The organism is Catenuloplanes niger (assembly GCF_031458255.1).
In the GTDB taxonomy this organism is placed as follows: Bacteria; Actinomycetota; Actinomycetes; order Mycobacteriales; family Micromonosporaceae; genus Catenuloplanes; species Catenuloplanes niger.
Map to the genome: position 1 here is coordinate 5488983 of NZ_JAVDYC010000001.1, position 25856 is coordinate 5514838.

A 25856-nucleotide genomic window follows, 5' to 3' on the forward strand; every position below is an offset into this window, starting at 1 on the left:
CGCGGACCTGAGTGCACCGCGGATCTGAGTGGGCCGCGGACCTGAGTGCACCGCGGACGTGAGTGCACGGTCGAGCTTGGTGGAGGGAGACGCATGGAGGCCGAGGTTCTGGTCGTGGGTGGCGGGCTCGGGGGAGTGGCCGCCGCGCTGAGCGCGCTGCGGGCCGGCCGGTCGGTGATCCTGACCGAGGAGTACGCGTGGCTCGGCGGGCAGCTGACCAGCCAGGCGGTGCCGCCGGACGAGCACACCTGGGTCGAGCAGTTCGGCGTCACCGCGAGCTACCGGTCGTTGCGGGACAAGATCCGCGACTACTACCGCGTGCACTACCCGCTGACCGAGCGGTCCCGGGCGTGGCGGGAGCTGAACCCGGGCGCCGGCTGGGTGAGCCCGCTCTGTCACGAGCCCCGGGTGGCGGTCGCGGTGATCGAGGGGATGCTCGCGCCGTACCGGGGGTCCGGGCGGTTGCGGGTGCTCCAGCCGTACCGGCCGGTGTCGGCCACCTGCGACGGCGACCGGGTCACGTCGGTGACCGTGGACGGGCCGGACGGCGAGATCGTGCTGACCGCGCCGTACGTCCTGGACGCGACCGAGACCGGTGACCTGCTGCCGCTGACCGGCACCGAGTACGTCACCGGCTTCGAGTCCGCGGCCGAGACCGGCGAGCCGTCCGCGCCCGGCGTCGCGCAGCCGGACAACATGCAGGCGGTCTCGGTCTGCTTCGCGGTCGACCACGTGGACGGCGACCACACCGTGGACAAGCCGGAGGGGTACGACTTCTGGCGCGCGTACAAGCCGGACTTCTGGGTCGGCCCGTTGCTGTCCTGGACCATGGTCAACCCGCGCACGCTGGAGCCGGCCGAGCGGTCGTTCACGCCGAACCCGGACGACGACCCGCTGGAGGTGCGGGCCGACCAGCGGGCGAACCCGGGCGACAGCAACCTGTGGACGTTCCGGCGGATTGCGGCGCGGCGGCAGTTCGAGCCGGGCTTCTACCCGAGCGACATCACGGTGGTGAACTGGCCGATCATCGACTACTTCGAGTCGCCGATCATCGACGTGCCGGACCCGGCCGCGCACATCGCCCGCGCGCGGCAGCTGTCCCGGTCGGTCTTCTACTGGCTGCAGACCGAGGCGCCGCGCCCGGACGGCGGCACCGGCTGGCCGGGCCTGCGGCTGCGCGGCGACGTCACCGGCGGGCCGGACGGGCTGGCGCAGGCGCCCTACATCCGCGAGTCGCGGCGGATCCGGGCGGAGTACACCGTGGTCGAGCAGGATCTCGCGCTGACGGTGCGCGGGGACGCCGGCGCGGTGCGCTACCCGGACTCGGTCGGCGTCGGCATGTACCGGATCGACCTGCACCCGTCGACCGGCGGCGACACCTACATCGACGTGGCGGCGTGCCCGTTCGAGATCCCCCTCGGCGCGCTGCTGCCCCAGCGGGTGGAGAACCTCCTGCCCGCCGGGAAGAACATCGGCACCACGCACATCACCAACGGTGCGTACCGCCTGCACCCGGTCGAGTGGAACGTCGGCGAGGTCGCCGGCCTCCTCGCCGACTTCTGCCTGGCCCGCGGCGTGGCACCGCGGGCCGTGCGGGACAACCCCGGCCTGCTGGCCGACTTCCAGGCCCGGCTGATCGCGGCGGGCGTGGAGCTGCACTGGCCGGACATCTCCGGATATTGATCTTATGCTGATGGGAAGGGCACTCCCTGATGAGATTCCGTGCGACGGCGGCGGCGCTGACGCTGCTCTGTCTGACCGCCTGTGGCGGTGAGCCCGGCACCGGCGGGCCACCCGAACTCCGGATGACCGTGTGGACCGCGAACGCGGCCCACCTGAAACTGTTCGACGAGATCGGCGCCGCGTACGTGGCGGCGCACCCGGACCGCGCCTCGAAGATCACGTTCGACCCGCTGCCGTTCGAGCGCTACGTCACCACGCTCACCACCCAGCTGGCCGGCGGCAAGGGACCGGACCTGGCCTGGCTGCCGGAGAGCGCGGCGCCGGACTTCGTCGCGGCCGGCGCGCTGGTCCCGCTGGACGACGTGCTGGTCGAGCCGGACGACCTGAACCCGGCCACGCTGCGGCTGTGGCAGGCGGACGGGCAGACGTTCGGCTACCCGTTCTCCAACTCGCCGTTCGGGATCTTCGTCAATAAGGACCTGCTGGCCGCGGCCGGGCAGCCGGTCCCGTCCGCCGGCTGGACCTGGGACCAGGCGATCGCGTCGGCCGCGGCCGTGCACGCGGCCACCGGGCGGGCCGGCCTGGTGGTGCGCGACTTCGACTACCGGATCTGGGACAACCTGGCCACGATGTGGACCGGCTGGGGTGCGCGGGCCTGGAGCGAGGACGGCCGGACCTGCGGGTTCGACCAGGCGCCGATGGTCGACTTCATGACCTTCCTGCACCGGGCGATCTTCACGGATGCCGCGCTGCCCGGCCCCGGCACCACCGCGGACTTCTTCGCCGGGCAGGCGGCCATGACGGTCAGCCAGATCTCCCGGGCGTCGCTGCTGGACGGCTCGTTCGCCTGGGACCTGGTGCCGCTGCCGGCCGGGCCGGCCGGGACCTACTCGGTGATCGGCCAGGGCGGCGTCGGGGTGCTCCGGCGCGGCGCGCACGCGGACACGGCCGCGGACTTCCTGGCGTTCTTCACCGATGTGGAGAACTCGGTGCGGCTGGCCGCGTTCTTCCCGCCACCGCGTACCTCGCTGCTCACCGCGGAGACGCTGGCGAAGGCCAACCCCAAGCTGTCGCCCGCGCAGCTGCAGGCCGTGGTGATCGACGGGATCGCGAACGGCGTGGTCAAACCCAGCCACACCGGCAACGCGCAGCTGACCCAGGAGGTGCGGGCGTCGCTCGACCCGCTCTGGGAGCCGGACGCGGACGTGCGGGCGGTGCTGTCCGGCGTCTGCGACACCATCGACCCGTTGCTGGCGACATGAGCAGCGCCGAGGTGCCGAAGAGCGCGTTCTGGACGACGCGCCGGCGTGACCGTCTCGCCGGGTACCTCTTCGTCGCGCCACAGGTGGCCGGCATCGTGGTCTTCGTCCTCGTACCGCTCGTGCTGATCTTCTACTACAGCCTCTACGACTGGAACGTGCTGGCCGGGACGTTCACGTTCACCGGCATGTCGAACTACCGGGACCTGGTCGCGGACCCGCGGCTGCCGTCGGTGCTGCGGACCACCGCGTTCTTCTGCGGCGGGCTGGTGCTGCTCAACATGGCGCTGGCACTGTTCCTGGCCGTGCTGCTCAACCAGCGGCTGCACGGCACCGCGGTGTTCCGGACGATCTTCTTCTCGCCGGTCGTGGTGTCGCTGGTCGCCTGGACCATCGTCTGGCAGTTCCTGCTGCAGGACGACGGCGGCATCAACGGCGCGCTCTCCGCGGTCGGGGCGGACGGGCCGAACTGGCTGCGCGGCGACGTCACGGCGCTGGTCTCGGTGATCGTGCTCCAGGTGATCAAGAACGTCGGGCTCAACATGGTGCTGTTCCTGGCCGCGCTGCAGGGCGTGCCGGCGCAGCTCTACGAGGCGGCGAGACTCGATGGCGCGTCCGCGTGGACCCGGTTCCGGCGGATCACGGTGCCGATGATCAGCCCGACCATCCTGCTCGCCTCGATCATCACGGTGGTCGGGTCGCTGCAGATCTTCGCGCAGATCGCGGTGCTCACCCAGGGCGGGCCGGGCACGTCCACCACGGTGCTCGTCTACTACCTCTACCAGCAGGCCTTCCAGTTCCACGACTTCGGGTACGGCGCCACGCTCTCCGTGCTGCTGTTCCTGATCGTGCTGGTGCTGACCGTGATCCAGTGGCAGACGCGCCGGAGGTGGGTCGAATATGAGCGTTAGGGCCAAGACCGCGCTGTACGGACTGCTGTGCCTGATGGCGGTGCCGTTCGTCTTCCCGACCTGGTGGATGGTCACCTCGTCGGTCAAGCCGGTCAGCGAGATCCTCTCCTGGCCGCCGTCGCCGGTGCCGACCACGTTCTCGCTCGACGGGTACCGCGAGGTCTTCGAGATCCAGCCGTTCGCGCAGCAGTACTTCAACAGCGCCTACATCGCGCTGGTGGTGACGGTCGGGACCATGGCGGTGTCCGCGCTGGCCGGGTACGCGTTCGCCCGGATCCGCTTCCCCGGCGCGAACCCGCTGTTCCTGTTCGTGCTCACCGGGCTGCTCATCCCGAGCGAGGTGACGATCGTGCCGCTGTTCCAGATGTTCAACACCTGGGGCATGATCGACACGCACTGGCCGCTGATCCTGGTGCCGATCCTGGGCGCGCCGAGTGTGCTGGCCACGTTCATCATGCGGCAGTTCTTCCTGGCGCTGCCGGACGAGCTGGAGGAGGCCGGGCGGCTCGACGGGCTCGGCCGGTTCGCGATCTTCTGGCGGATCGCGCTGCCGCTGGCCCGGCCGGCGCTCGGTGCGGTCGCGATCTTCACGTTCCTGCACAGCTGGAACCTCTACCTGGAACCGATCGTCTTCCTCACCACGCCGGCCAACTTCACGCTGCCGCAGGCGCTGACCCAGTTCGTCGACGCGTACGGCGGGCCGATGTGGGACGTGCAGCTGTCCGCCGCGTCGATGACCGCGATCCCGGTGCTGATCGTGTTCGTGATCGCGCAGAGGCAGTTCATCGAAGGGCTGGCCCACACCGGCCTGAAGGGCTGATCGCCCCGGTCGTCTCCCCGGTTGTGCCGGCGGCCGGGGGGACGAACCGGATCACGAGCGCTTGAACAGGTGCACCGAGGTGTGCTCGTGTGCCAGGCGGCGCAGCGCGGCCTGCAGCGCGTCCCCGACGATCGTGCCGATCACCGCGCCGGTGACCACGTCGTCCGGCGAGGGCTTGGTGGCGATGCCGCGCAGGTCGGACTCCGCGATCATCTCGGCGGCCCGGGCGTACCGGTCGATCTCGGTCATCAGGTAGCCGACGCCCAGCTCGCGGAACGTCAGCATCACCTCGGCCAGCCGGCGGCGGCCCGGGCTCTCCGGATCGACCTGCCAGCCCCAGCGGGCGAGCAGCGCGTCCACGTCCGTCATCGCGGCGGCCAGCTCCGCGCTCGGCGCGTCCTCCCGCACGCCGGCCAGCGGGTAGAGCGTGCGGCCCAGGCGGTGGTGCATGTCCCAGTCGGCCTGGTCGTCGAGGTCGCGGAGCACCTCGCGGATGGTGGCCAGCGGCAGCCGTCCCACCTCCAGCAGCGCCCGCACCAGCCGCAGCCGGCGCACGTGCCGCTCGTCGTAACTGGCCTGGTTCGGGCTGGTCAGCTCGCCGGCCGGCAGCAGCCCCTCACGCAGGTAGTACTTGATCGTCGGCACCGACACCCCGGTCGTGCGACTCAGCTCCGCGACACGCATCCAGTCCCTGCCCCTTGCGCTCTTCCCCGGCTCCGGTGGATAGTCTACTTACCGATAGCGGCGAGTGCCGCTATCCATAACGAGTGGGGGTTCGTCGTGAGGGATCCGGTCAACGGGAGGCCGGCCGTGCATCGTCCGCTGGTCGCGGTCGCCGGCGCCATGGTGCTGCTGGCCGTGGCGTGTGCGATCGGGCTGTGGCTGGACCCGCGCGTGCTGGTCGGCGCGCCGATCTGGCTCAAGCCGCTCAAATTTGCGATCTCGATCGTCGTCTACACGCTCACGCTCGCCTGGATGATCTCGCTGCTCGACGACCACCGCCGCCGCGCCGGCCGGCGGCTCGGCACCGCCGTCGCGGCCGGCCTGAGCATCGAGATGGTCGCGATCGTCGGCCAGCTGCTGCGCGGCCGGCAGAGCCACTTCAACGTCGCCACCGCGTTCGACATCGCGGTCTGGTCCGTGATGGCCGCCAGCATCATGGTCGTCTTCGTCGCCACGCTCGGCCTCGGCGTGATCCTGCTGCGGCAGCGCCTCGCCGACCGCCCGGCCGCACTCGCGATCGGGCTCGGACTCGGCATCGCGCTGGCCGGCATGGCCGTCGGCTTCCTGATGACGTTCCCGACACCGTCGCAGCTGGACGCGCTGGCCGGCGGCGCCGCGCCGACGCTGGCCGGCGCGCACAGCGTCGGCGTCGAGGACGGCGGGCCCGGCCTGCCACTGGTCGGCTGGAGCACGGCCGGCGGCGACCTGCGCGTCGGCCACTTCGTGGGCCTGCACGGCCTGCAGGCGTTGCCACTGACCGCGTTCGCGCTGACGCTGCTGTCGCGGCGCCGGCCATCGCTCACCGATCCGGCGGTCCGGGCCCGCCTGCTCGTGGTGGCCGGCGCCGGCTACGCGTGGCTGACCGCGCTGCTCACCTGGCAGGCGCTGCGCGGCCAGCCGGTCGTCGCGCCGGACCCGCTCACGCTCGCCGCCGGCGCGGTCGGCCTGCTCTCGGTGCTGACCGCCGCGATCTGGGTCGTCCGCCACCACTCGTGCGCGCGATCGTCGTCGCTCGCGGCCGGTGCCCGGTGAACGCGGTCCTGTTCCCGCTCGCGTTCCTGCTGGCCGTGCCGTTCTGGGCGCTGATGATCCTGGCGCCCGGCCGGTCCGTGACCCGCCGGATCGCCGGCTCCCCGCTGATCGTGCTGGCCCCGCTGGCGGTCTGGCCGGTCGCGATCGCGCCGGACTTCACCGCGTTCGCCGCCGAGATGCTGTCGCCCGACCTCGCCGGCGTCCAGGCCCTGTTCCTGCGCCCCGGCGTGGTGACCGCGGTCTGGGCCCACCTGATCGCCTTCGACCTCTTCGTCGGCCGCTGGATCCACCTCGACGCCCGGGACCGCGGCCTGCATCCACTGCTGGTGGGGCCGATCCTGGTGCTGACGATCCTGCTGTCCCCGATCGGCCTCGCCCTCTACCTGGCGCTGCGCGCGCTCCGCCGCCCTCAGCCGACCAACTCGACGTCGCAGTAGCCGGAGGCCGTCGCCGCCATGCGGGCATCGGCGGTGACCAGTGTGGCCTCCCGGTCCTCCGCCAGCGCGACGTAGGCGGCGTCATAGGCGCTGATGTTGTTCCGCAACTCCCACATGCGTGGCACCAGCGGGCTGATCGGCGCGCTGCGAACCGTCAACCACGCTATTCGCCGGATGGCCTTGGCGCCGTGCGCCTCCTCTATCTTGCGGCCGAGCGTGAGCCCGCGAATGGCCGAGAACGTCTCCGCGCGCCAGTGCTCGGGAGCGACCCACTCGGTGTCCCGGCTCATCGCCTCCGACGCTCTGGTCCCGCGTTCGTCGGTGTAGACCGTCAGGTTGGTGAGAACCGACGCATCAATCACGATCATGCGTCGTATTCACCCCTGCGCTCGCGGCGGATGATGTCGGCGGCGTCCGGTGCGTCCGGTCCCGCGCCGCCGGTCAACTCAAGGTCTCGCCTGATGTCAGCGAGAAGTTGGCGATTGCGGCTGATCTTCGCCTCGCGGGTGAGCACGGACAGGAGAAGATCCTGGAGTGACCCGCCGCGTTCGCGGGCCTGTCGTAACAGTGCTTCGAGCACGTCGTCCGGCACGTCGTGAACAGTCACGGAGGTGGTCACGGTCCGATTCTGCTCGCGTTCGAGCGTCAATGTCATGCCGTCAACATAATCGACTATGTCGACCCGCGCGAGCCCGTATCGGCGTCACGCGGCGAATTCAGCCGGCGGTGATCGACGGGCTGGGGGTGCCCTCGTTCCAGGAGCGGTCGAGCGCGGTCACGCAGTAGGTGGTGGTCGGGCCGGCCGGGGCCGTGGGGTCGACCCACCGCTGGTCGGCCGCGTCGGTCGCCCGGGCGGTCGCCACCAGCGCGGCCCTGTCGCCGTCGACGCGGTAGAGCGCGTACGAGGCCGGCTTCGAGCCGTCGGCCGCGCGGCCGGTGACCGTCACGATGCCGGTCTTCGGGTCGCGAACCGCCGAGGTCACGGACGGCGCGGGCGGGGGCGCGGCAGGCAGCTGCGGCATCACCGCGGGGAGTGCGGGCGTCGCGTAGTGGTCCTTCGCGTACCGGCTGACAGATCCTAGTTTGTCGGCCTTGACCTGCTTGGCACTGAAGTGGACGCTGCCGGTCACCTCGGGATGCGTGCGGTTGAGCGCGAGTTGCTTGCTGAGCTGGTCCGGTTCCTTCCAGACACCGGCCTCACCGGCGCGGTAGTCGGCCTGGCCGATCCACAGCTGCACGCCGGTCCCGGCCACCGTCTTCGTCCACCAGGGCAGCAGCCGCGCGTAGTCCGCGCGGTCGAAGCCGATGTTCCAGTAGAGCTGCGGGACGATGTAGTCGAGCCAGCCCTCACGGACCCAGGTGCGGGTGTCCGCGTAGATCTCGTCGTACGCCTGCAGGCCCCGGCTGTCCGAGCCCTCCGGATCGGTGCCCTGGTTGCGCCAGATGCCGAACGGGCTGATCCCGAACTTCACCCACGGCTTGATCGCCTTGATCCGCTCGGACATCTCCTTGACCAGCAGGTTCACGTTGTCGCGCCGCCAGTCGCCCTTGTCGGGGATGCCACGGTTGTGCGCGGCGAACGCGGCGTCGTCCGGGAAGTCCTCGCCGTCCTCCGGGTACGGGTAGAAGAAGTCGTCGAAGTGCACGCCGTCGACGTCGTACTTCTCCACCGCCTCCAGCATCGAGTCCTCGACGAACGCCCGCGCCTCCGGCACGCCGGGATTGAAGTAGAACCGCCCGTTCTGGCTCGGGTAGGTCACCCGCCACTCCGGGTGCGCGCGCAGCGGATGGTTCGGCGCGAGCTGGTTCAGGTCGGCGCCGGCACCCTTGGCCGCGGCCGGCTGACTGCCCCGGTACGGGTTGAACCACGCGTGGAACTCCAGGTTGCGCGCGTGCGTCTCGGCGATCATCCACTCCATCGGGTCCCAGCCCGGGCTCTGCCCGTCGCGTTTGCCGGTCAGCCAGTCCGACCAGGGCGCGTACCTCGACGGCCAGAACGCGTCGCCGCTCGGCCGGACGTGCACGAAGACCGCGTTGTGGTGGAGCTTCTGCGCCAGGTCGAGCCAGCTCAGATACTCCGCCTTCACCTGCGCCTCGGGCAGGCCCTTCCGGCTCGGCCAGTCGATGTTGTTGACGCTCGTGATCCACATGGCGCGCAGCTCGCGCGGCGCGGACGTGGCCACGCCGCCGCAGGCACCGGCGGTGGACGCGTTGCTGGTGACCGCGCCGAACGGCTGGGCCTCGGCCGCACCGCCGGACCGGTTGTCGGCCCAGCGGATCAGCCCCAGCGTGGCGACCAGCACGATCACCGAGAGTCCGGCGGTCAGTCCGATGAGTAACTGGCGGCGGGTGGGCTTCATCTGGGCGGGCACCCGACCCAGTCTGCCGATCGCGGACGAAATCGCAAACGTTGCCACCGGTGCGGGTGCGGTCTCAGTCGACCATGGCAGACTCTCCCCGTGATGCTCTATGACTGCCGATCCGCAGCCGATCGTGATCGAGGCATCGCCGCCGCGATCGAGGCAGCGAAGAACGGCGAGCTGGTGGTCATGCCCACCGACACGCTGTACGGCATCGGGTGCGACGCGTTCTCGTCGCACGCCGTGAACTCGCTCTTCAACGCGAAAGGCCGTGGCCGTACGCCGCCGCCGGTCCTGGTCGGCTCCCGGCACACGCTCAACGGGCTGGTGCTGATCCTGCCCCGGGCGGCCCGCGACCTGGCCGACGCGTTCTGGCCCGGCCCGCTGACCATCATCGTCGACCACGCGCCCAGCCTGCAGTGGGACCTCGGCGAGACGAACGGCCAGATCGCGGTCCGGCAGCCGCTGCACCCGGTCGCGCTGGAGGTGCTGCGTGAGGTCGGCCCGATGGCGGTCTCCGCGGCCAACAAGACCGGCCGCCCGGCACCGCTGACCGCGGCCGACGCGCAGGAGCAGATGGGCTACTCCGTCCGGACGTACCTGGAGGCCGGCCCGGCGGTCGACCCGGTGCCGAGCACGATCGTGGACGTCACCGGCGACGTGCCCCGCATGCTGCGCGCCGGCGCGATCCCGCTGGAGAAGCTCCGCGACGTGGTGCCGGACATGCTGGGCCAGGAGGACTGAATGCCGCCGTTTTCCGTGCTGCACGTCTGCATGGGCAACATCTGCCGCAGCCCGATGGCCGAGCACCTGCTCACCATGGCGTTCACCCGCCGGCTGACCGGCGACCCCGGGGCCGCGGAGGAACTGATCTACTCGCACAGCGCCGGGACCGGTGGCTGGCACGCGGGGGAGAAGATGAACCCGCCGGCCGCGCGCGAGATCGAACGCCGCGGTGGGGACGCGTCCGCGTTCGAGGCCCGCAAGCTGCGCTCCGACCACATCGACGCGGCCGATCTGATCCTCACGGCAACGGCCGACCAGCACGAGTACGTGCTGGCGCTGCGGCCGGACGCGGCCGCGCGCTCGTTCGTGCTGGCCGAGTTCGGGCGGTTGCTGGCGACGATCCCGGACGACGACCTGCCGGAGCCGGGGGTGACGCCGGAGGCGGTCTACGCGCGCGGGGTCGCGCTGGTCGCGGCCGTGGACGCGGCGCGGGCGGGGGCGGAGTCGCTGCCGACCGACGATCTGGACGACCCGTGGGGGCGGGGGGACGCGGCGTTCGTCCGCATCGCGGACGAGATCGAGGCGACCGTCGACCCGCTCGCGGCCCGGCTGCTGCCGAGGCGCTGACCGGCACGGGCGGACGCCCGCGCCGCCCACGGGCGGATGCCCGCGCCGCCCACGGGCGGATGCCCGCGCCGCCCACGGGCGGATGCCCGCGCCGCCCACGGGCGGATGCCCGCGCCGCCCACGGGCGGATGCCCGCGCCGCCCACGGGCGGATGCCCGCGCCGCCCCGCCCGGGTGGGCCGCGCTCCGGCCGGCCCTGACCGGTTGCGTGCCGGCCGGTTCTGGACCGGTTGCGTGCCCGGCGCCTCCGGCGGGTGGTGAACCTCAGGGGCCGAGGGCGGGGCGTCACCGCGGCTTCGACAAGGTCTCCGCCCCGCCGGGCGAGAGGTTCTTCAGCTCGGATCGCTGTTTCAGGCCGCGCAAAACAGCGATCCGGCCGGAAAGGATCTTCGATCTTCCGGGTCGGATGCGGGTTCGACATGTCGGGCGTGCCGTGCCGGTCCGCCGTCCCGCCGATCTGCCGTCCCGCCGGTCCGGAAGCGTGCCGGTGGCTCGGCTGGTGCCGGGCGCGCCGTGACCTCGCCTCGCGGGGCGACGTCACGGCGCGGAGCGGCCGGGGCCGGCGGTGGCCGGACGGGACCACCGGGAAAGGTGAGCCCGCGGGAGCGTGCGCACGTGGGCACGCCGGCAGCGGGTATCCACGGTCCCCGGGTTCAGAAGCTCTCGATCGTGAGGGACGTCTGCGGCTGGACCGGGGTGTGGTTGTCGCTGGCCAGGTAGTCCCAGGCGGCCATGGCGATCATGGCGCCGTTGTCCGTGGACCACTTCAGCGGCGGCAGGCAGAGGCGGACGCCGGCCTCGTCGCAGAGCTGGGCGGCGGCGGCGCGCAGCGGCGGGGAGGCGGCCACGCCGCCCACGATGACCAGCGAGGACGACGGGTACGCCGCCAGCGCGCGGCGGCACTTGGCGATCAGCACGTCCATGCAGGCGGCGACGAAGGAGGCGGCGACGTCCTCGACCTTCCAGCCCTTCTCGGCCTCCAGGTAGCGCATCACGGCGCTCTTCAGGCCGGAGAACGAGAAGTCCAGGCCGTGGTTGATGACCGGGCGCGGGAACGGGATGTTGGGGATGCCGGCGCCGGCCATCCGGTCGACGACGGGGCCGCCGGGGTAGCCGAGGCCGAGCATGCGGGAGACCTTGTCGTAGGCCTCGCCGACGGAGTCGTCGAGCGTGTTGCCGATCAGCTTGATGTCGGACGGCCCGTTCATCCGGGCGAGCAGCGTGTGGCCGCCGGAGACCAACAGGATCATCGCGGGGAACTCGACGCGTTGCTCCTCCAGGTCGGCGCTGCGCAGGTGGCCGCGGAGGTGGTTGACGCCGACGATCGGGACGTTCCAGCCGGCGGCCAGGCCGGACGCGGTGTCCAGGCCGACCATCAGCGAGCCGATCAGGCCGGGACCGCGGGTGACGCCGATCGCCTCCAGCTCGCGCGGGTTGACGCCGGAGTCCTCCAGCACCATCCGTACCGTCGGAATGATCTTGTCGATGTGGGCGCGGCTGGCGACCTCGGGGTAGACGCCGCCGTAGCGGTTGTGGATGAGCACCTGCGACGCGACCGCGGACGCGACCACCTGGCCGCGCTCGTCGACCAGGCCGACGGCCGTGTCGTCGCAGGACGTCTCGATGCCGAGGATCAGGCCGTTGGACGTCATGACAGCACCTTCTCGATCTGGTCGGCGGGGATCTGGCCGACGCGCTCGATCCGCGGGGCCGGCAGGTTGCAGTTGACCAGCGTCGACGGGACGGACTGGCGCGGGCCGCCGTCGAGCACGACGTCGGGCTCGCCGTCCAGCATCGCGAGGATGTCCGGGACCGTCTCCGGCGTCTCCTGCGCGTGCGCGTTCGCGCTGGTGACGAGCAGCGGGCCGGTCTCGCGGAGGATGGCCAGCAGCGCCTCCTCCTTCGGGATGCGCACCGCGATCTCGTCCCGCCCGGCCAGCCACTCCGGCGCGGCGGCCGGGTCGACGCCGAACGCGATCGTGATCGGGCCGGGCGCGAACGCGTCGAGCAGCGTGCGCGCGTCCGCGGTGATCACCACGCCGAGCGTGGGCAGCTGGTCGACGCCGGCCACCATGATCGGCAGGTTCTTCGCGGCCGGCCGGTTCTTCAGCGCGAAGATGCGGGCGGCGGCCTCGGGACGGCCGGCCGCGACCGCGAGGCCGTAGACGGTGTCCGTCGGGACCAGCGCGACGCCGCCGGCCAGCAGGCTGTCCCGCGCGGCGGCGACGATCTCGGGCGTCACGTCGGTGACGTTCTGCAGGATCACGGAATCTCCCCGGTGAACGGTGGCGTCTGCTCGTTGATCGGGCTCACGAAGTCGGCGGGTGCCCAGTCGGCGTCGGCCGGCGGGGACACCGTGAGCGTCCAGGTGGCGAGCGAGGACGGGACCTCGACGCCGCTGTCGGTCACGTCGACGCCGGTCAGCAGCGCGCGGGCCTGGTCGCGGAACGCGCCGGCCAGGATCAGCGCGGAGTGCGACGCGCGGACCGTCTCGCAGATCGACGTCAGCTTGTCGTGCCGCATCAGCGTCGCCTTGCCGTGCTCGTAGACGGCCGCGTAGACGTTGCCGGCCCCCGCGTTGCGCAGGCAGAGCACCGGCCGGTCCGGCTCCGGCGCGGCGGTGAACGCGAGCACGCGCAGCCCGTGGATGCCCACCACCCGGCGGTCGAGGCTGAAGCCCAGGCCGTTCGCGTACGCCACACCGGCGCGCACCGAGCTGAGGTTGCCCGGGCCGAGGTCGACCGCGATCAGCTCGATGTCCGCCGGGGTCCGCCCGGCCGCGGCGAGCGCGGTCTCGACCAGGCCGCCGATGCTGGTGAAAGACGGGTCGTCGCGCCTGAGGACGGTCTCCGCACCGTCCAGCGTGACGCCGTAGTTAATCGACGATGTTTCGATCGCCAGCGTGAGACCCATGGGTGTCCTTCGAGATAGCGGCGTGCAGGTCGCCGAGCGCGGCGGTCCACCGGTCGCAGGTGGCGGAGAACGTCAGGGAACGGCCGTCGGCCTCGTCGGTGGCGACGAACGAGATCGCGAGGTGACAGGGGAACTCACCGGCGATCTTCTCGCCCCACTCGATCAGGCTGATCGCGTCGTCCTGGTACTCCGCCAGGCCGAGGTCGCGGTACTCCTCCACGTCCGCCAGCCGGTAGCTGTCCACGTGCAGGATCCGCGACTGCTTGGTCGCGTAGAACTGCGCGAGCGCGAACGTCGGGCTGGTGACCGGGTCGGTGGAGCCCAGTGCCTCGGCGACCGCCTTGACGAACGTGGTCTTGCCCGCGGCCAGGTTGCCGCTCAGCAGCACGATGTCGCCGGGCCTCAGCCGATCGGCGAGCGCGGCGGCGATCAGCGCTGTCCGGGCCGGCGAGCCGGAGACGACACTGAATGACTCCATATACAGATCCCCCAACTGCGAGATAGGCAGACAAGCCTAGTCCGGCCGAAGAGGATCTTCACACCCGCCATACCGGGGTCCACCAGGTGAGGTGGGGCGCCGCGGAAGCCCGGCCGTTCAGGACGGCCGGGAGGACCGGGCGATGTTGCGCGCCATGCCGCCGAAGACGATGGCGTGGAACGGGAAGACGGCCGCCCAGTAGGCGTGGCCGGCCAGGCCGTGCGGCAGGAAGACCGCGCGCTGCCGGTACGTGGACGTGCCGTCCGGGCCGGGGTCGGCGTACATCTCCAGCCAGGCGCGGCCGGGCAGGCGCATCTCGGCGCGCAGCCGCAGCATGCGGCCGGGCACGATCTCCTCGACCCGCCAGAAGTCCAGTGCCTCGCCGACGTAGAGGCGGTGCGGGTCGCGGCGGCCGCGGCGCAGGCCGACGCCGCCGGAGAGCGTGTCCAGCCAGCCGCGGGCGGACCAGGCGAGCGGGAACGAGTACCAGCCGTTCTCGCCGCCGATGCCCTCGATCACCCGCCAGAGCGCGTCCGACGGGGCGCCGACCGGCTGCTTGCGCACGTCGGTGTAGACGCTGCCGCCGGCCCAGGCCGGGTCGGTGGGCAGCGGTTCCGCGGCCGCGTCCCGGCCGGCCGCGCCGGTCCACCGGGTCTCCACCTGCACGTCGCGCAGCTTGGCCAGCGCGAGCCGGACCGCCTCGTCGAACGGGGTCGGCTCCCACCGGGAGAACTCCGAGATGTCGTTCTCGTGCGCGACGGCGTCGTGGATCAGGCTCTCCACCAGCGGCCGGGCGATCGCGTTCGGGACCGGGGTGATCAGGCCGACCCAGTGCGCGGACAGCCACGGCGTGAGCAGCCGCACCGGGAACAGCCGGCGGCGGGGGAGCCCGGCCACCGCGGCGTACCGCTGCATCATCTCCGCGTAGGTGAGCACGTCCGGGCCGGCGATGTCGAAGCCGCGGTTGACCTCCGGCGGCAGGCTCGCGGCCTCGATCAGGCGGCGCAGCACGTCCCGTACCGCGATGGGCTGGATCCGGTTGGTGACCCACCGCGGCGTGACCATGACCGGCAGCCGCTCGGTCAGGTAGCGCAGCATCTCGAACGACGCGGAGCCGGACCCGATGATCACCGGGGCGCGCAGCACGGCCGTGGGGACGCCGCTGTCCAGCAGGATCCGGCCGACCTCGGCGCGCGAGCGCAGGTGCGCGGAGTGCACGTCACCGGTGGGGTCCGGTCCGCCGAGGTAGACGATCCGCTTGACGCCGGCGCGCGTGGCCGCGTCCGCGAAGTTGCGGGCGGCGACCCGGTCCATCTCCTCGAAGCCGCGCCGGCCGAGCGAGTGGATCAGGTAGTAGGCGACGTCGACGCCGTCGAACGCCGCGGTGAGCGACTCGGGCCTGCTGACGTCGCCCTCGACGATCTCCACGTCGGATGCCCACGGCACGTCCCGGAGCCGGTTCGCGTGCCGGGCCAGGCAGCGCACCCGGAACCCGGCCGCGGCCAGGCGCGGGGCGAGGCGCCCACCGATGTATCCGGTGGCGCCGGTGACCAGGCAGAGCGCGTCCTGTGGCATGAGAACCATCATTGCCCCCGAACGGCGTGCTAAACGGACCTAGACTCGGGTTCTGGCCTGCCGGTGAGAGCGGGGTGCGGCATGAACGAGCTTGCGAGTGGATCATCGGCTCAGTGCCGACCACCGCGGAACCGCGGCGTGCGGAGAGGCCCGGCATGAGCGAGACCTTCTGGGGCCCGGACTTCGACGCCCTGCACGAGACCGATCCGGAGCTCGCCGAGGTGCTGCTCTCCGAGCTGCACCGGCTGCGCGACGGACTGCAGCTGATAGCGAGCGAGAACCTGACGTCGCCCGCCGTGCTGGCCGCGATGGGCTCCACGCTGAGCAACAAGTACGCGGAGGGCTACCCGGGGCACCGGTACTACGGCGGGTGCGGCCCGGCCGACCGGGCCGAGGAGCTGGCGGTGAGCCGGGCGAAGGATCTGTTCGGCGCGGACCACGTGAACGTGCAGCCGCACTCCGGCGCGTCCGCGATCATGGCGGCCTACGCGGCGCTGGTGCAGCCGGGCGACCCGGTGCTCGCGATGGACCTGCCGCTCGGCGGCCACCTCACGCACGGCAGCAAGGTCAACTTCTCCGGCAAGTGGTTCAACCCCATCGGCTACGGGCTGCACCGCGACACCGAGCTGATCGACTACGACGAGGTCCGCGACCTGGCCCGGGTGCATCGGCCCCGCATGATCATCTGTGGCGCCACGGCGTACCCGCGGAACATCGATTTTCGGGTCTTCCGCGAGATCGCGGACGAGGTCGGCGCCTATCTGATGGTCGACGCGGCGCACTTCATCGGGCTGGTGGCCGGCCGGGCGATCCCGTCCCCGGTCCCGCACGCGGACGTGGTCTGCGCGACCACCCACAAGGTGCTGCGCGGCCCGCGCGGCGGCATGATCCTCTGCCGGGAGGGGCTGGCCGCGCGGATCGACAAGGCGGTCTTCCCGTTCACCCAGGGCGGGCCGCTGATGCACGCGGTCGCGGCCAAGGCCGTCGCGTTCCGCGAGGCCCAGATGCCCGAGTTCCAGGGGTACGTCAGGCAGGTGGTCAGGAACGCCCAGGCGCTCGCGGCCGGCCTGGACACCGAGGGCGCCAGGTGCGTGACCGGCGGCACCGACACGCACCTCGCGGTCGCCGACCTCACCGCGCTCGGCGTCACCGGCCGGGACGCGGAGGAGCGCTGCGACCTGGCCCGGATCACGCTCAACAAGAACGCGATCCCGTACGACACGCAGAAGCCCACGGTCGCGTCCGGCATCCGGATCGGCACCGCCTGCATCACCACACAGGGGATGGAGGAGGGCACCTCACGGCAGATCGCGGGACTGATCGGCCGCGCCGTGCGGTCCGACCCGGGCACCGCGGCCGGGCTCGCCGCGCTGCACGAGGTTGCCGACGAGGTCACCGCGCTCGTCCAGCGGTTCCCCGCCTACGCCCGGCCGGCTCCGGCGCTCTGACCGCCGCTCCTGCCGGGTGGCGAGCAGGCTGGTCGCGGTCACCGCGGCCAGCACCACCACGATCACGCCGAGCGACAGCACGGTCGGGATCTCCGGCACCCACGACCAGATGCCGTGCGCCCAGTGCAGCACCAGCTTCACGCCGATGAACGCCAGGATGACGCCGAGGCCGTAGTTGAGGTGCCGCAGCCGGCCCAGCGCGTCGTGCAGCACGAAGTAGAGCGCGCGCAGGCCGAGCAGCGCGAACGCGTTCGTGGCGAGCACCAGGTAGGGATCCTCGGTGACGCCGTAGACGGCCGGCACCGAGTCGACCGCGAACACGATGTCGGTCATGAAGATCGCGGTGACCACCAGCGCGGCCGGGGTCAGCGCGCGCCGCCCGTCGACCCGGGTGACCAGCTTGAAGCCGTCGTACTCGGTGGTCACCGGGAGCCAGCGGCGCAGCATCCGGACCGTGCGCATGTTCTCGACGTCGATCGTCGCCTCCGGACCCTCGCCGGCCTCCCGCAGCACCCGGATCGCGGTCCACACCAGCACGGCGCCGAACAGCAGGAACACCCAGGTGCCGGTGGCCAGCGCACCGGCGCCGAGCGCGATGAAGACGGCGCGCAGGACGAGCGCGCCGACGATGCCGTAGAGCAGTACCCGCTGGGCGAGCGCGGGCGGCACCGCGAACGAGGCCAGCAGCAGCATGAAGACGAACAGGTTGTCCACCGACAGCGACTTCTCCACCACGAAGCCGGTCAGGAACTCGATCGCGGGCGTGCCGCCGTACACCCACCACAGGAAGCCGAAGAAGACGAACGGGAGCGCGAGGTAGAACGCGGTCCAGCGGAGCGCCTCGCCCATCGCCACCTCGTGCGGGCGGCGGGTGAGCCAGACGTCCACCGCGAGCAGGGCCAGCAGCCCGGCGATGGTGGCGGCCCAGAGGCCGGGGGACGCGATCGAGTCGAGAGGGTGCACGGCAACTCCTCGAACGTTCACCGTCCGAGGTCTCCCCCACCCGCCGCTTCGCGGGCGGCCCGCCGGGGACCCTGTCGGAGGATCCGTACTGACCGGCGTGCGCTTGTCGGGGTACTCCCCTCGCTGCGTCGATGGTAACCGTTTCGACCGGGCTGAATGGTAACCAGATCGCGCGATATTGGTTACGCTCGGTGGAGAGGTCGATCGGAGGTGGCGATGATGCTGCTCGACGTTCTGGTGGCCGTATTCCTGCTGCTCTGCCTCGGCATCAGCTGCGCGGCGGTGTCCTCCGGGCACGGGATGCACCGGCGGCACCGGTAGGGGCCGGTATTCTCGCTGGCCGAGGGCGGGTGCCGAGGGCTGGGGAGACGATGATCGTTCGGTTGGGTCACATCTGGTGGCCGCTGGCCGCGACCACGGTGCTGGCCGTGGTGCTCGCCGTGGTGGGCCGGGTGGTCGACGACGGCCCCGGCCTGCTCGGCGCGCTGCTCGGCGTGGGGCTGCTGACCGGTGGCTACCTGGTGTCGAACCTCGCGCTCGCCTGGGCCGACTCGATCATGCCGAAGCTGGTCCTCACCATCGGGCTGGCCACCTACATCTTCAAGATCACGATGCTCGGCGTGGTGCTGCTGGTCGTGATCGACCAGAACTGGGCCGGCGTGCGGATGACCGCGATCGGCATGATCTGCACCATGGTGATCTGGATATCCGCGCAGATCTGGTCGTCCGTGCGCGCCACCGCCGCCATACGACCCGGAGTCCTGTCCGACTAGGTCCTTCAGGTGACCGTTGTCGGAAATCAGCGAGTCCCCTCCCGGTTCGGTGTGACGGGGAGTACGGTGTCACACGATGAGCCGGACCCCCGCGAGGACCGCACAACTGAGTTGTGCGGGGGGTGAGTCCTAGCTTCCTGCCAGCGACTGATATCGTCGCCGCGTCATGGCCGATGACCCTTCACCCAAAGCTCCTGAGCCCAACTCCGGGGCCGATGCCGGTTGGTCGGCGGTCGGCTACCTGTTGGGCGGCATGATCGTCTGGGGTGGCGCGGGCTGGCTGCTGGATCGCTGGCTCGATCTGCCGAACGTGGGACTGCTGATCGGGCTGATCGGCGGCACCGTGGCAGGGGTTTATCTGATCGTGAAGAGGCTGGGCGCGTGAACGGCCCCGACCGACGGAGGATGCGTTGAGTAAGTCCCCGCACGTTCTCGCCGCGGAGTTTCCGCCCGGAGTGGAGAGCTTCGACTTCCCGACTCTCATCCCGGCGCTCGAAGGCACGATGTGGGCGCAGGCTTTCACGAAGGTCACGCTGCTGGTGTGGCTCTCGGTGGCCATCCTCGTCGTGTTCTTCCTGGTGGCCTACCGCAGCCCGAAGGTGGTACCGACCAAGGGACAGTGGATCGCCGAGTCGATCTACAGCTTCGTCCGGGACGGCATCGCCAAGGACATCATCGGTAACAAGCACGGCGTGCGTTTCGCGCCGTACCTGGCGACGCTGTTCGTCTTCATTCTTCTGAACAACTTCTGGGGCATCGTTCCGTTCGCCCAGATTTCACCTAACTCGCACATCGCGTTCCCGATCGTGCTCGCCGGTTTCACCTACGTCATCTACATTGCCGTCGGCATCAAGACGCAGGGGCTCGGGCAGTACGTCAAGAACAGCATCTGGGTGTCCGGCGCGCCGCTCTGGGTGCAGCCGATCCTGGTGCCGATCGAGCTGTTCCAGGTGCTGCTGCTGCGCCCGGCCACGCTCGCGATCCGACTCTTCGCCAACATGTTCGCCGGCCACATGATCCTGCTGGTGTTCACGCTCGGCGGTGTCGCACTGATGAACGCGGAAGCGGTGTTCCTCAAGCCGGTCGCGGTGTTCAGCTGGGCAATGGCGATCGTGATGACGCTCTTCGAGCTGTTCATCCTGGCGCTGCAGGCGTACGTGTTCACGCTGCTGACCGCCACGTACCTGCAGACCTCGGTGGACCCGGCGCACTGAGGCCGGCGCGTCACGCCACAGCTTTCGCAACACAGTAGTTTTCGCCTTAATCGTTCGCGTAACTCGTACGCGGCAACGCAGGAGGAATCGCAAAATGCCACTGGCAGAGATCGCCGGAAACATCAACGTCGTCGGCTACGGCATCGCGGCGCTGGGCCCGGGTATCGGCGTGGGCCTGGTCTTCGCGGCCTACATCCAGGCGACCGCTCGTCAGCCCGAGACCGCCGGCCTGACCCGCGTCTACATGTTCATGGGCTTCGCCGTCGTCGAGGCGCTCGCGCTCCTCGGCCTGGTGCTCGCGTTCGCGCTGGGCAACTGAGCGAATACGTCGACGGTCTCCGCGTCGCCGCGGAGCCGATTCGGTGATCGGCGGGAACGACGCATCACCGGCCAGATGGGAGTGTTATGAACCCTTACATCGCTGCTGAGGAGCACGGCGGCGGCGCCAGCATTCTGCTGCCGCCCGTCTCCGAAATCATCGTCGGTCTCGTCGCTTTCTCCGTGATCCTGTTCATCCTGGCCAAGTTCGTCTTCCCGCGTATGGAGAAGACGTTCGCGGCCCGGGTCGAGGCCATCGAGGGCGGCATCGCCAAGGCGGAGTCCGCACAGGCCGAGGCGAACGAGCTGCTCGAGCAGTACCGCGCGCAGCTCGCCGAGGCACGGACCGAGGCCGCTCGGATAAGGGACGAGGCGCGTGCCGACGCCGAGGCGATCCGTCAGGACGTCCTGGCCAAGGCCCGCGAGGAGTCCGACCGCATCATCGCCGCCGGGCAGGAGAACCTGCGCACGCAGCGCGAGCAGCTCGTCCGCGAGCTGCGCTCCGAGATCGGCACGCTCGCCGTGGACCTGGCCGGCCGCATCGTGGGCGAGTCGCTCGCCGACGAGGCGCGCAGCCGGGGCACCGTCGAGCGCTTCATCGCCGAGATCGACGCGCCCGCCGCGTCGGGGGGTCGGCGCTGATGTCGATCGGCAACCGCGAGTCCTATGCCGCGGCGACGGACGAACTGACCGCGTACGCCTCCTCGGCGTCCGCGGCGGACGTCGCCGCGCTGGGCGACGAACTGCTCGCGGTCGCGCGGCTGCTCACCGGTGAGCCCCGGCTGCGGCGTGCGCTGTCCGACTCGTCCACCCCGGCCGCGCAGCGTGCCGAGCTGGCCGGCGGGCTGCTGACCGGCAAGGTGTCCGCGCCGACGCTGAAGGTGGTGACCGCGCTCGTCTCCGCGCGCTGGTCGACGCCGAGCGAGTTCCTGACCGCCGTCGAGCGGACCGGGGTGAACGCGCTGCTGGTCAGCGCGTCCGCGGCCGGCGAGCTGAGCGAGGTCGAGGACGAGCTGTTCCGCTTCAGCAAGGTGGTCACGGCCGAGAAGGCGCTGGCCGCCGCGCTCGGCGACACGTCCGTGCCGGCCACCCGCCGGGCCGAGCTGGTCCGCGAGCTGCTGGGTGGCAAGGCGAAGCCGGTGACCGTCCGCCTCGTCGAGGTGGCGCTGTCCGGCTTCGGTGGACGCGGGTTCGTGGCGTCGCTGGACCGGCTGATCGAGCTGGCCGCGGACCGTCAGGACCGCGACCTGGCGTACGTGACCGTCGCGCGCCCGCTCGCCGAGGCCGACGAGGCGGCACTCGCCGCCAAGTTGTCCGAGCTGTACGGCCGGGGCGTGTCCCTCAAGGTCACGGTCGATCCGGCGATCGTCGGCGGGATCAGCGTCCGGGTCGGTTCCGACCTGTACGACGGCACGATCCTGCGGCGGCTCACCGAAGCCCGCAAGGCATTCGCCAAGTAGGTCCGTTCCCTCGGAAGCCCCTTCATTACGGTGGGGACGGCACCGAGACGACAGAAGAGAAGGCTGAGGATGGCCGAGCTGACCATCTCCTCGGATGAGATCCGGGGTGCGCTCGAGCGCTACGTTTCGTCCTACACGCCCGAGGTCTCCCGCGAGGAGGTCGGCATCGTCAGCGATGCGGGCGACGGAATCGCACACGTCGAGGGCCTGCCCTCGACCATGGCCAACGAGCTGCTGGAGTTCGAGGACGGCACCCTGGGTGTCTCCCTGAACCTGGAGGCCCGTGAGATCGGTGTCGTCGTCCTGGGCGGCTTCACCGGCATCGAGGAGGGCCAGCCGGTCAAGCGCACCGGCCGCGTGCTCTCCGTGCCGGTCGGTGACGCGTTCCTGGGCCGCGTCGTCAACGCGCTCGGCGCGCCGATCGACGACAAGGGCGACATCGAGGCCGAGGGCTTCCGCGAGCTGGAGCTGCAGGCTCCGAACGTGATGTCCCGGCAGCCCGTGAAGGAGCCGCTGCAGACCGGCATCAAGGCCATCGACGCGATGACCGCGATCGGCCGGGGCCAGCGGCAGCTGATCATCGGCGACCGCAAGACCGGCAAGACCACGGTCGCGCTCGACGCGATCCTGAACCAGCGGGACAACTGGCTCTCCGGCGACCCGAAGAAGCAGGTCCGCTGCATCTACGTCGCGGTCGGCCAGAAGGCCACCACGATCGCCACGGTCAAGGGCATCCTGGAGGAGAAGGGGGCGATGGAGTACACCACCATCGTCGCCGCTCCCGCGGACGCGCCGGCCGGCTTCAAGTACATCGCGCCGTACGCCGGTTCCTCGATCGGTCAGCACTGGATGTACAACGGCAAGCACGTTCTGATCGTCTTCGACGACCTGAGCAAGCAGGCCGAGGCGTACCGCGCCATCTCGCTGCTGCTGCGCCGCCCGCCGGGCCGCGAGGCGTACCCGGGTGACGTCTTCTACCTGCACTCCCGCCTGCTGGAGCGCTGCGCGAAGCTCTCCGACGAGCTGGGTGGCGGCTCGATGACCGGTCTGCCGATCATCGAGACCAAGGCGTCGGACATCTCGGCGTACATCCCGACCAACGTCATCTCGATCACCGACGGCCAGATCTTCCTCGAGGCCGACCTGTTCAACTCCGGTGTTCGCCCGGCCATCAACGTGGGCACCTCGGTGTCCCGGGTCGGCGGCGCGGCGCAGGTCAAGGGCCTCAAGGGGGTCGCCGGTCGCCTGCGTCTCGACCTGGCGCAGTACCGCGAGCTGGAGGCGTTCTCCGCCTTCGCCTCCGACCTGGACAAGGCCTCCCGCGCTCAGCTCGAGCGTGGTGCCCGCCTGGTCGAGCTGCTCAAGCAGCCGCAGTACTCGCCGTACCCGGTCGAGGAGGAGACGATCTCCATCTGGGCCGGCACCACCGGTGAGCTGGACGACGTCCCGGTCGCGGACGTCGGCCGCTTCGAGCGTGAGCTGCTGCAGTGGCTGCGCCAGCACCGGTCGGACGTCGTCACCGGCATCGCGACGACGAACAAGCTGTCGGACGAGGCGATCGAGTCGCTGAAGTCGGGCGTGGCCGAGTTCAAGCAGCTCTTCCAGAGCGGTTCCGCCGCGACCCGGGTGAACGACGCCCCGGCCGAGGCGCTCGGTGACGACCGGGTCAGCCGCGAGACCGTCACCCGGCACGTCGACTCGGACGAGAGCTAGTCATGGCCGGTCAGGTACAGGCGCTGCGCCGTAAGGTTCGCTCGGTCCGGTCGACCAAGAAGATCGCCAAGGCGCAGGAGCTGGTCGCCACCAGCAAGATCGCCAAGGCGCAGGAGCGGCAGGCAGCGGCCAAGCCGTACGCGGAGGCGATCACCGGCGTGCTCACCGAGCTCGCCTCGAACGCCACCATCGACCACCCGCTGCTGCAGGCCCGTCCCCGGGTGCTGCGGGCCGGCGTGCTGCTCATCACCAGTGACCGTGGCCTGGCCGGCGCTTACAACGCCAACGCGATCCGGACGGCCGAGGGTCTGATCTCGCGGCTTCGCGCGGACAACAAGGACGTGACGCTGTACGTGGTGGGCCGCAAGGCGCTCTCGTACTACACGTTCCGGAACCGTCCGGTCGAGGCCAGCTGGACCGGCTTCTCCGGCGAGCCCACGTTCGCGGACGCCCGCAAGATCGGTGAGAGCCTGCTGGCGGCGTTCGAGGCCGGCGCGGACGACACGGAGGAGACGTACGGCCCGGACGGCATCCGGGGCGTCGACGAGATCCACATCGTCAGCACCCAGTTCAAGTCGCTGATGACCCAGACCGCGCACTCGCGCTTCCTCGCGCCGATGCACGTCGAGGAGAAGAAGCGGGAGAGCGGTCCGAGCCCGGCGTACGAGTTCGAGCCGGAGCCGGAGGAGATGCTCGGCGCGCTCCTGCCGAAGTACATCAACACGCGGATCTACGCGGCGTTGCTGGACTCGGCCGCGAGCGAGTGGGCGGCCCGCCGGCGGGCGATGAAGAGCGCCTCGGACAACGCGGACGAGCTGCTCAAGACGTACACACGCGAGATGAACTCCGCGCGGCAGGCCGCGATCACCCAGGAGATCAGTGAGATCGTCGGCGGCGCCAACGCGCTGGCGGCGGCGGGAAGTGATGAGTGATGACAATTAGCGCTGCACCGGTGGACGGTGCGCCCCAGACCGCCGTGGGTCGCGTCGTCCGGGTCATCGGCCCGGTCGTCGACGCCGAGTTCCCGCGTGACGGGATGCCCGACATCTACCAGGCGCTGCACGTGGACGTGACCCTCTCCGAGGGCACCAAGACGCTGACGCTCGAGGTTGCCCAGCACCTGGGCAACAACATCGTCCGCGCCATCTCGATGCAGCCGACCGACGGCCTGGTCCGCGGCGCCGAGGTGCGGGACACCGGTTCGCCGCTGTCCGTGCCGGTCGGCGACGTGACCCGGGGCCACGTCTTCAACGCGCTCGGCGAGTTCCTCAACGCCGACGAGTCGAAGCTGGAGGTGACCGAGCGCTGGCCGATCCACCGGGCCGCCCCGGCGTTCGCCGACCTCGAGCCGAAGACCGAGATGCTGGAGACCGGCATCAAGGTGCTGGACCTGCTCACCCCGTACGTGCGTGGTGGCAAGATCGGCCTCTTCGGTGGCGCGGGCGTGGGCAAGACGGTGCTCATCCAGGAGATGATCATCCGTGTCGCCCGGAACTTCGGCGGTACGTCCGTCTTCGCCGGCGTCGGCGAGCGGACCCGTGAGGGCAACGACCTCATCCTGGAGATGGACGAGGGCGGCGTGCTGGACAAGACCGCGCTGGTCTTCGGCCAGATGGACGAGCCGCCGGGCACCCGCCTGCGGGTCGCCCTCGCGGCGCTGACCATGGCGGAGTACTTCCGCGACGTCCAGAACCAGGAGGTGCTGCTCTTCATCGACAACATCTTCCGGTTCACCCAGGCGGGTTCCGAGGTGTCCACGCTGCTCGGCCGCATGCCGTCCGCCGTGGGTTACCAGCCCAACCTGGCGGACGAGATGGGTCTGCTGCAGGAGCGCATCACCTCCGTCCGGGGCAAGGCCATCACCTCGCTCCAGGCGATCTACGTGCCCGCGGACGACTACACCGACCCGGCGCCGGCCACCACGTTCGCCCACCTGGACGCGACGACCAACCTCGAGCGGTCGATCTCGGACAAGGGCATCTACCCGGCCGTGGACCCGCTGGCCTCCAGCTCGCGGCTGCTCGCGCCGGAGTTCGTCGGCCAGGAGCACTACTCGGTCGCCCGTGAGGTGCAGCGAATCCTGCAGAAGTACAAGGACCTGCAGGACATCATCGCCATCCTCGGTATGGACGAGCTGTCCGAGGAGGACAAGGTCACGGTGGGCCGCGCCCGCCGGATCGAGCGCTTCCTCTCGCAGAACACCTACGCCGCCGAGCAGTTCACCGGCGTCGCGGGTTCGACGGTCCCGCTGAAGGAGACCATCGAGTCGTTCAAGAAGATCTCCGAGGGCGAGTACGACCACTTCCCCGAGCAGGCGTTCTTCATGTGCGGCGGTCTCGAGGACCTGGAGCGCAACGCGCACGAGCTGATGAAGTAACCAGCTTTCGTTCGATAAAGAGGGCCTCGCCGCGGCGGGGCCCTCTT

General features: G+C 70.7%; 27 protein-coding genes and 1 pseudogene. 18 read left to right on the plus strand and 10 right to left on the minus strand.

The genetic code is table 11. The annotated features are described in order from the left end of the window. Positions 1-93: 93 nt before the first annotated feature. The 4 genes from J2S44_RS24445 to J2S44_RS24460 are packed head-to-tail and all read left to right on the plus strand — an operon-like array spanning position 94 to position 4673. A complete protein-coding gene (locus J2S44_RS24445) occupies positions 94-1683 on the plus strand; it encodes an FAD-dependent oxidoreductase (protein ID WP_310418349.1) in 1590 nt (529 codons plus the stop codon). A 29-nt stretch (positions 1684-1712) separates the two neighbouring features. After that, positions 1713-2945 carry an ABC transporter substrate-binding protein gene (locus J2S44_RS24450; protein ID WP_310418352.1) on the plus strand — a complete coding sequence of 411 codons (1233 nt, stop codon included), beginning with the start codon at positions 1713-1715 and terminating at the stop codon, positions 2943-2945. Then, positions 2942-3853 carry a carbohydrate ABC transporter permease gene (locus J2S44_RS24455; RefSeq protein WP_310418355.1) on the plus strand — a complete coding sequence of 304 codons (912 nt, stop codon included), beginning with the start codon at positions 2942-2944 and terminating at the stop codon, positions 3851-3853. Before J2S44_RS24450 ends, J2S44_RS24455 begins: the two co-directional genes overlap by 4 nt. Continuing rightward, positions 3843-4673: a carbohydrate ABC transporter permease gene (locus tag J2S44_RS24460; protein WP_310418358.1), complete on the plus strand. Its 831-nt coding sequence runs from the start codon at positions 3843-3845 to the stop codon at positions 4671-4673. Before J2S44_RS24455 ends, J2S44_RS24460 begins: the two co-directional genes overlap by 11 nt. Before the next feature lie 51 nt (positions 4674-4724). Here the strand turns inward: J2S44_RS24460 and J2S44_RS24465 are convergent, their stop codons facing one another. After that, on the minus strand, positions 4725-5357 hold the full coding sequence (locus tag J2S44_RS24465) for a MerR family transcriptional regulator (protein ID WP_310418361.1): 633 nt from the start codon (positions 5355-5357) through the stop codon (positions 4725-4727). Between the two features lie 126 nt (positions 5358-5483). Between J2S44_RS24465 and J2S44_RS24470 the strand changes: the two genes are divergently transcribed. Next, positions 5484-6428, plus strand: a complete 945-nt coding sequence (locus tag J2S44_RS24470) for a hypothetical protein (RefSeq protein ID WP_310418363.1) — start codon at positions 5484-5486, stop codon at positions 6426-6428. Continuing rightward, positions 6425-6865, plus strand: a complete 441-nt coding sequence (locus J2S44_RS24475) for an ABA4-like family protein (protein ID WP_310418365.1) — start codon at positions 6425-6427, stop codon at positions 6863-6865. Before J2S44_RS24470 ends, J2S44_RS24475 begins: the two co-directional genes overlap by 4 nt. Here the strand turns inward: J2S44_RS24475 and J2S44_RS24480 are convergent. The 3 genes from J2S44_RS24480 to J2S44_RS24490 form a co-directional block, all read right to left on the minus strand. After that, on the minus strand, positions 6838-7233 hold the full coding sequence (locus J2S44_RS24480; protein WP_310418369.1) for a type II toxin-antitoxin system VapC family toxin: 396 nt from the start codon (positions 7231-7233) through the stop codon (positions 6838-6840). The genes J2S44_RS24475 and J2S44_RS24480 overlap by 28 nt on opposite strands. After that, complete coding sequence (locus J2S44_RS24485) at positions 7230-7520, minus strand: hypothetical protein (RefSeq protein WP_310418372.1); 291 nt, start codon at positions 7518-7520, stop codon at positions 7230-7232. The genes J2S44_RS24480 and J2S44_RS24485 overlap by 4 nt, the downstream gene beginning before the upstream one ends. A 61-nt stretch (positions 7521-7581) precedes the next feature. Next, positions 7582-9237: a glycoside hydrolase family 10-like protein gene (locus J2S44_RS24490; protein ID WP_310418375.1), complete on the minus strand. Its 1656-nt coding sequence runs from the start codon at positions 9235-9237 to the stop codon at positions 7582-7584. A 90-nt stretch (positions 9238-9327) separates the two neighbouring features. Here J2S44_RS24490 and J2S44_RS24495 point away from each other — a divergent pair, with 90 nt between their 5' ends. Together J2S44_RS24495 and J2S44_RS24500 are read left to right on the plus strand one after the other, a co-directional pair. Next, the gene (locus J2S44_RS24495; RefSeq protein ID WP_310429892.1) at positions 9328-9969 is read left to right on the plus strand and encodes an L-threonylcarbamoyladenylate synthase; all 642 of its coding nucleotides are present in this window, start codon (positions 9328-9330) and stop codon (positions 9967-9969) included. Next, entirely contained in the window at positions 9970-10578 is a 609-nt protein-coding gene (locus J2S44_RS24500; RefSeq protein ID WP_310418376.1) for an arsenate reductase/protein-tyrosine-phosphatase family protein, read from the plus strand. It begins immediately after the preceding gene. A 652-nt stretch (positions 10579-11230) separates the two neighbouring features. On the opposite strand, the gene tsaD is transcribed toward J2S44_RS24500, so the two are convergent. The 5 genes from tsaD to J2S44_RS24525 all read right to left on the minus strand — a co-directional run bounded on the left by tsaD (position 11231) and on the right by J2S44_RS24525 (position 15543). Further along, positions 11231-12229: a tRNA (adenosine(37)-N6)-threonylcarbamoyltransferase complex transferase subunit TsaD gene (gene tsaD, locus J2S44_RS24505; RefSeq protein ID WP_310418379.1), complete on the minus strand. Its 999-nt coding sequence runs from the start codon at positions 12227-12229 to the stop codon at positions 11231-11233. After that, on the minus strand, positions 12226-12843 hold the full coding sequence (locus tag J2S44_RS24510) for an L-threonylcarbamoyladenylate synthase (RefSeq protein WP_310418382.1): 618 nt from the start codon (positions 12841-12843) through the stop codon (positions 12226-12228). The genes tsaD and J2S44_RS24510 overlap by 4 nt, the downstream gene beginning before the upstream one ends. Beyond that, positions 12840-13490 carry a tRNA (adenosine(37)-N6)-threonylcarbamoyltransferase complex dimerization subunit type 1 TsaB gene (gene tsaB, locus J2S44_RS24515; RefSeq protein ID WP_310418384.1) on the minus strand — a complete coding sequence of 217 codons (651 nt, stop codon included), beginning with the start codon at positions 13488-13490 and terminating at the stop codon, positions 12840-12842. The genes J2S44_RS24510 and tsaB overlap by 4 nt, the downstream gene beginning before the upstream one ends. Further along, positions 13453-13968, minus strand: coding sequence for a tRNA (adenosine(37)-N6)-threonylcarbamoyltransferase complex ATPase subunit type 1 TsaE (gene tsaE, locus J2S44_RS24520; protein ID WP_310418387.1), 516 nt, complete (start codon positions 13966-13968; stop codon positions 13453-13455). The genes tsaB and tsaE overlap by 38 nt, the downstream gene beginning before the upstream one ends. Before the next feature lie 117 nt (positions 13969-14085). Then, positions 14086-15543, minus strand: coding sequence for an SDR family oxidoreductase (locus J2S44_RS24525; protein WP_310418390.1), 1458 nt, complete (start codon positions 15541-15543; stop codon positions 14086-14088). Between the two features lie 155 nt (positions 15544-15698). On the opposite strand from J2S44_RS24525, the gene glyA reads away from it, so the two are divergent. Continuing rightward, positions 15699-16991, plus strand: coding sequence for a serine hydroxymethyltransferase (gene glyA / locus J2S44_RS24530; RefSeq protein ID WP_310418392.1), 1293 nt, complete (start codon positions 15699-15701; stop codon positions 16989-16991). 3 nt (positions 16992-16994) lie between these two features. Here glyA and J2S44_RS24535 read toward each other — a convergent pair. Further along, positions 16995-17954, minus strand: a pseudogene (locus J2S44_RS24535) (TerC/Alx family metal homeostasis membrane protein); the annotation flags it as partial. Between the two features lie 383 nt (positions 17955-18337). Here J2S44_RS24535 and J2S44_RS24540 point away from each other — a divergent pair. The 9 genes from J2S44_RS24540 to atpD all read left to right on the plus strand — a co-directional run bounded on the left by J2S44_RS24540 (position 18338) and on the right by atpD (position 25809). Then, positions 18338-18727: a Cg1360 family ATP-synthase-associated protein gene (locus J2S44_RS24540; RefSeq protein ID WP_310418396.1), complete on the plus strand. Its 390-nt coding sequence runs from the start codon at positions 18338-18340 to the stop codon at positions 18725-18727. Positions 18728-18893: 166 nt separating this feature from the next. After that, complete coding sequence (locus J2S44_RS24545; RefSeq protein WP_310418398.1) at positions 18894-19112, plus strand: AtpZ/AtpI family protein; 219 nt, start codon at positions 18894-18896, stop codon at positions 19110-19112. A gap of 25 nt (positions 19113-19137) precedes the next feature. Then, on the plus strand, positions 19138-19941 hold the full coding sequence (gene atpB, locus J2S44_RS24550) for a F0F1 ATP synthase subunit A (protein ID WP_310418401.1): 804 nt from the start codon (positions 19138-19140) through the stop codon (positions 19939-19941). 94 nt (positions 19942-20035) lie between these two features. Continuing rightward, entirely contained in the window at positions 20036-20260 is a 225-nt protein-coding gene (atpE, locus tag J2S44_RS24555; protein ID WP_310418404.1) for an ATP synthase F0 subunit C, read from the plus strand. A gap of 86 nt (positions 20261-20346) precedes the next feature. Further along, positions 20347-20901 (plus strand): F0F1 ATP synthase subunit B, encoded by a 555-nt coding sequence (locus J2S44_RS24560; protein WP_310418407.1) that lies wholly within the window; start codon positions 20347-20349, stop codon positions 20899-20901. Further along, the gene (locus tag J2S44_RS24565) at positions 20898-21719 is read left to right on the plus strand and encodes a F0F1 ATP synthase subunit delta (protein ID WP_310429894.1); all 822 of its coding nucleotides are present in this window, start codon (positions 20898-20900) and stop codon (positions 21717-21719) included. The genes J2S44_RS24560 and J2S44_RS24565 overlap by 4 nt, the downstream gene beginning before the upstream one ends. A gap of 69 nt (positions 21720-21788) precedes the next feature. Continuing rightward, positions 21789-23432, plus strand: a complete 1644-nt coding sequence (gene atpA, locus J2S44_RS24570) for a F0F1 ATP synthase subunit alpha (RefSeq protein WP_310418410.1) — start codon at positions 21789-21791, stop codon at positions 23430-23432. 2 nt (positions 23433-23434) lie between these two features. Then, positions 23435-24364 (plus strand): F0F1 ATP synthase subunit gamma, encoded by a 930-nt coding sequence (locus tag J2S44_RS24575; RefSeq protein WP_307243614.1) that lies wholly within the window; start codon positions 23435-23437, stop codon positions 24362-24364. After that, positions 24364-25809: a F0F1 ATP synthase subunit beta gene (atpD, locus tag J2S44_RS24580; protein WP_310418413.1), complete on the plus strand. Its 1446-nt coding sequence runs from the start codon at positions 24364-24366 to the stop codon at positions 25807-25809. The genes J2S44_RS24575 and atpD overlap by 1 nt, the downstream gene beginning before the upstream one ends. Positions 25810-25856: the final 47 nt, after the last annotated feature.

Excerpts from the sequence above, each read along its gene's own strand:
- J2S44_RS24575 (WP_307243614.1), top strand. The coding sequence starts at position 23,435 with ATGGCCGGTCAGGTACAGGCGCTGCGCCGTAAGGTTCGCTCGGTCCGG.
- tsaB (WP_310418384.1), bottom strand. The coding sequence starts at position 13,490 with ATGGGTCTCACGCTGGCGATCGAAACATCGTCGATTAACTACGGCGTC.
- tsaE (WP_310418387.1), bottom strand. The coding sequence starts at position 13,968 with ATGGAGTCATTCAGTGTCGTCTCCGGCTCGCCGGCCCGGACAGCGCTG.
- J2S44_RS24450 (WP_310418352.1), top strand. The coding sequence starts at position 1,713 with ATGAGATTCCGTGCGACGGCGGCGGCGCTGACGCTGCTCTGTCTGACC.
- J2S44_RS24525 (WP_310418390.1), bottom strand. The coding sequence starts at position 15,543 with ATGCCACAGGACGCGCTCTGCCTGGTCACCGGCGCCACCGGATACATC.
- glyA (WP_310418392.1), top strand. The coding sequence starts at position 15,699 with ATGAGCGAGACCTTCTGGGGCCCGGACTTCGACGCCCTGCACGAGACC.
- J2S44_RS24480 (WP_310418369.1), bottom strand. The coding sequence starts at position 7,233 with ATGATCGTGATTGATGCGTCGGTTCTCACCAACCTGACGGTCTACACC.
- J2S44_RS24460 (WP_310418358.1), top strand. The coding sequence starts at position 3,843 with ATGAGCGTTAGGGCCAAGACCGCGCTGTACGGACTGCTGTGCCTGATG.
- J2S44_RS24455 (WP_310418355.1), top strand. The coding sequence starts at position 2,942 with ATGAGCAGCGCCGAGGTGCCGAAGAGCGCGTTCTGGACGACGCGCCGG.
- J2S44_RS24495 (WP_310429892.1), top strand. The coding sequence starts at position 9,328 with ATGCTCTATGACTGCCGATCCGCAGCCGATCGTGATCGAGGCATCGCC.
- J2S44_RS24560 (WP_310418407.1), top strand. The coding sequence starts at position 20,347 with ATGAACCCTTACATCGCTGCTGAGGAGCACGGCGGCGGCGCCAGCATT.
- J2S44_RS24500 (WP_310418376.1), top strand. The coding sequence starts at position 9,970 with ATGCCGCCGTTTTCCGTGCTGCACGTCTGCATGGGCAACATCTGCCGC.
- atpA (WP_310418410.1), top strand. The coding sequence starts at position 21,789 with ATGGCCGAGCTGACCATCTCCTCGGATGAGATCCGGGGTGCGCTCGAG.
- J2S44_RS24545 (WP_310418398.1), top strand. The coding sequence starts at position 18,894 with ATGGCCGATGACCCTTCACCCAAAGCTCCTGAGCCCAACTCCGGGGCC.
- J2S44_RS24485 (WP_310418372.1), bottom strand. The coding sequence starts at position 7,520 with ATGACATTGACGCTCGAACGCGAGCAGAATCGGACCGTGACCACCTCC.
- atpE (WP_310418404.1), top strand. The coding sequence starts at position 20,036 with ATGCCACTGGCAGAGATCGCCGGAAACATCAACGTCGTCGGCTACGGC.
- atpD (WP_310418413.1), top strand. The coding sequence starts at position 24,364 with ATGACAATTAGCGCTGCACCGGTGGACGGTGCGCCCCAGACCGCCGTG.
- tsaD (WP_310418379.1), bottom strand. The coding sequence starts at position 12,229 with ATGACGTCCAACGGCCTGATCCTCGGCATCGAGACGTCCTGCGACGAC.
- J2S44_RS24445 (WP_310418349.1), top strand. The coding sequence starts at position 94 with ATGGAGGCCGAGGTTCTGGTCGTGGGTGGCGGGCTCGGGGGAGTGGCC.
- J2S44_RS24465 (WP_310418361.1), bottom strand. The coding sequence starts at position 5,357 with ATGCGTGTCGCGGAGCTGAGTCGCACGACCGGGGTGTCGGTGCCGACG.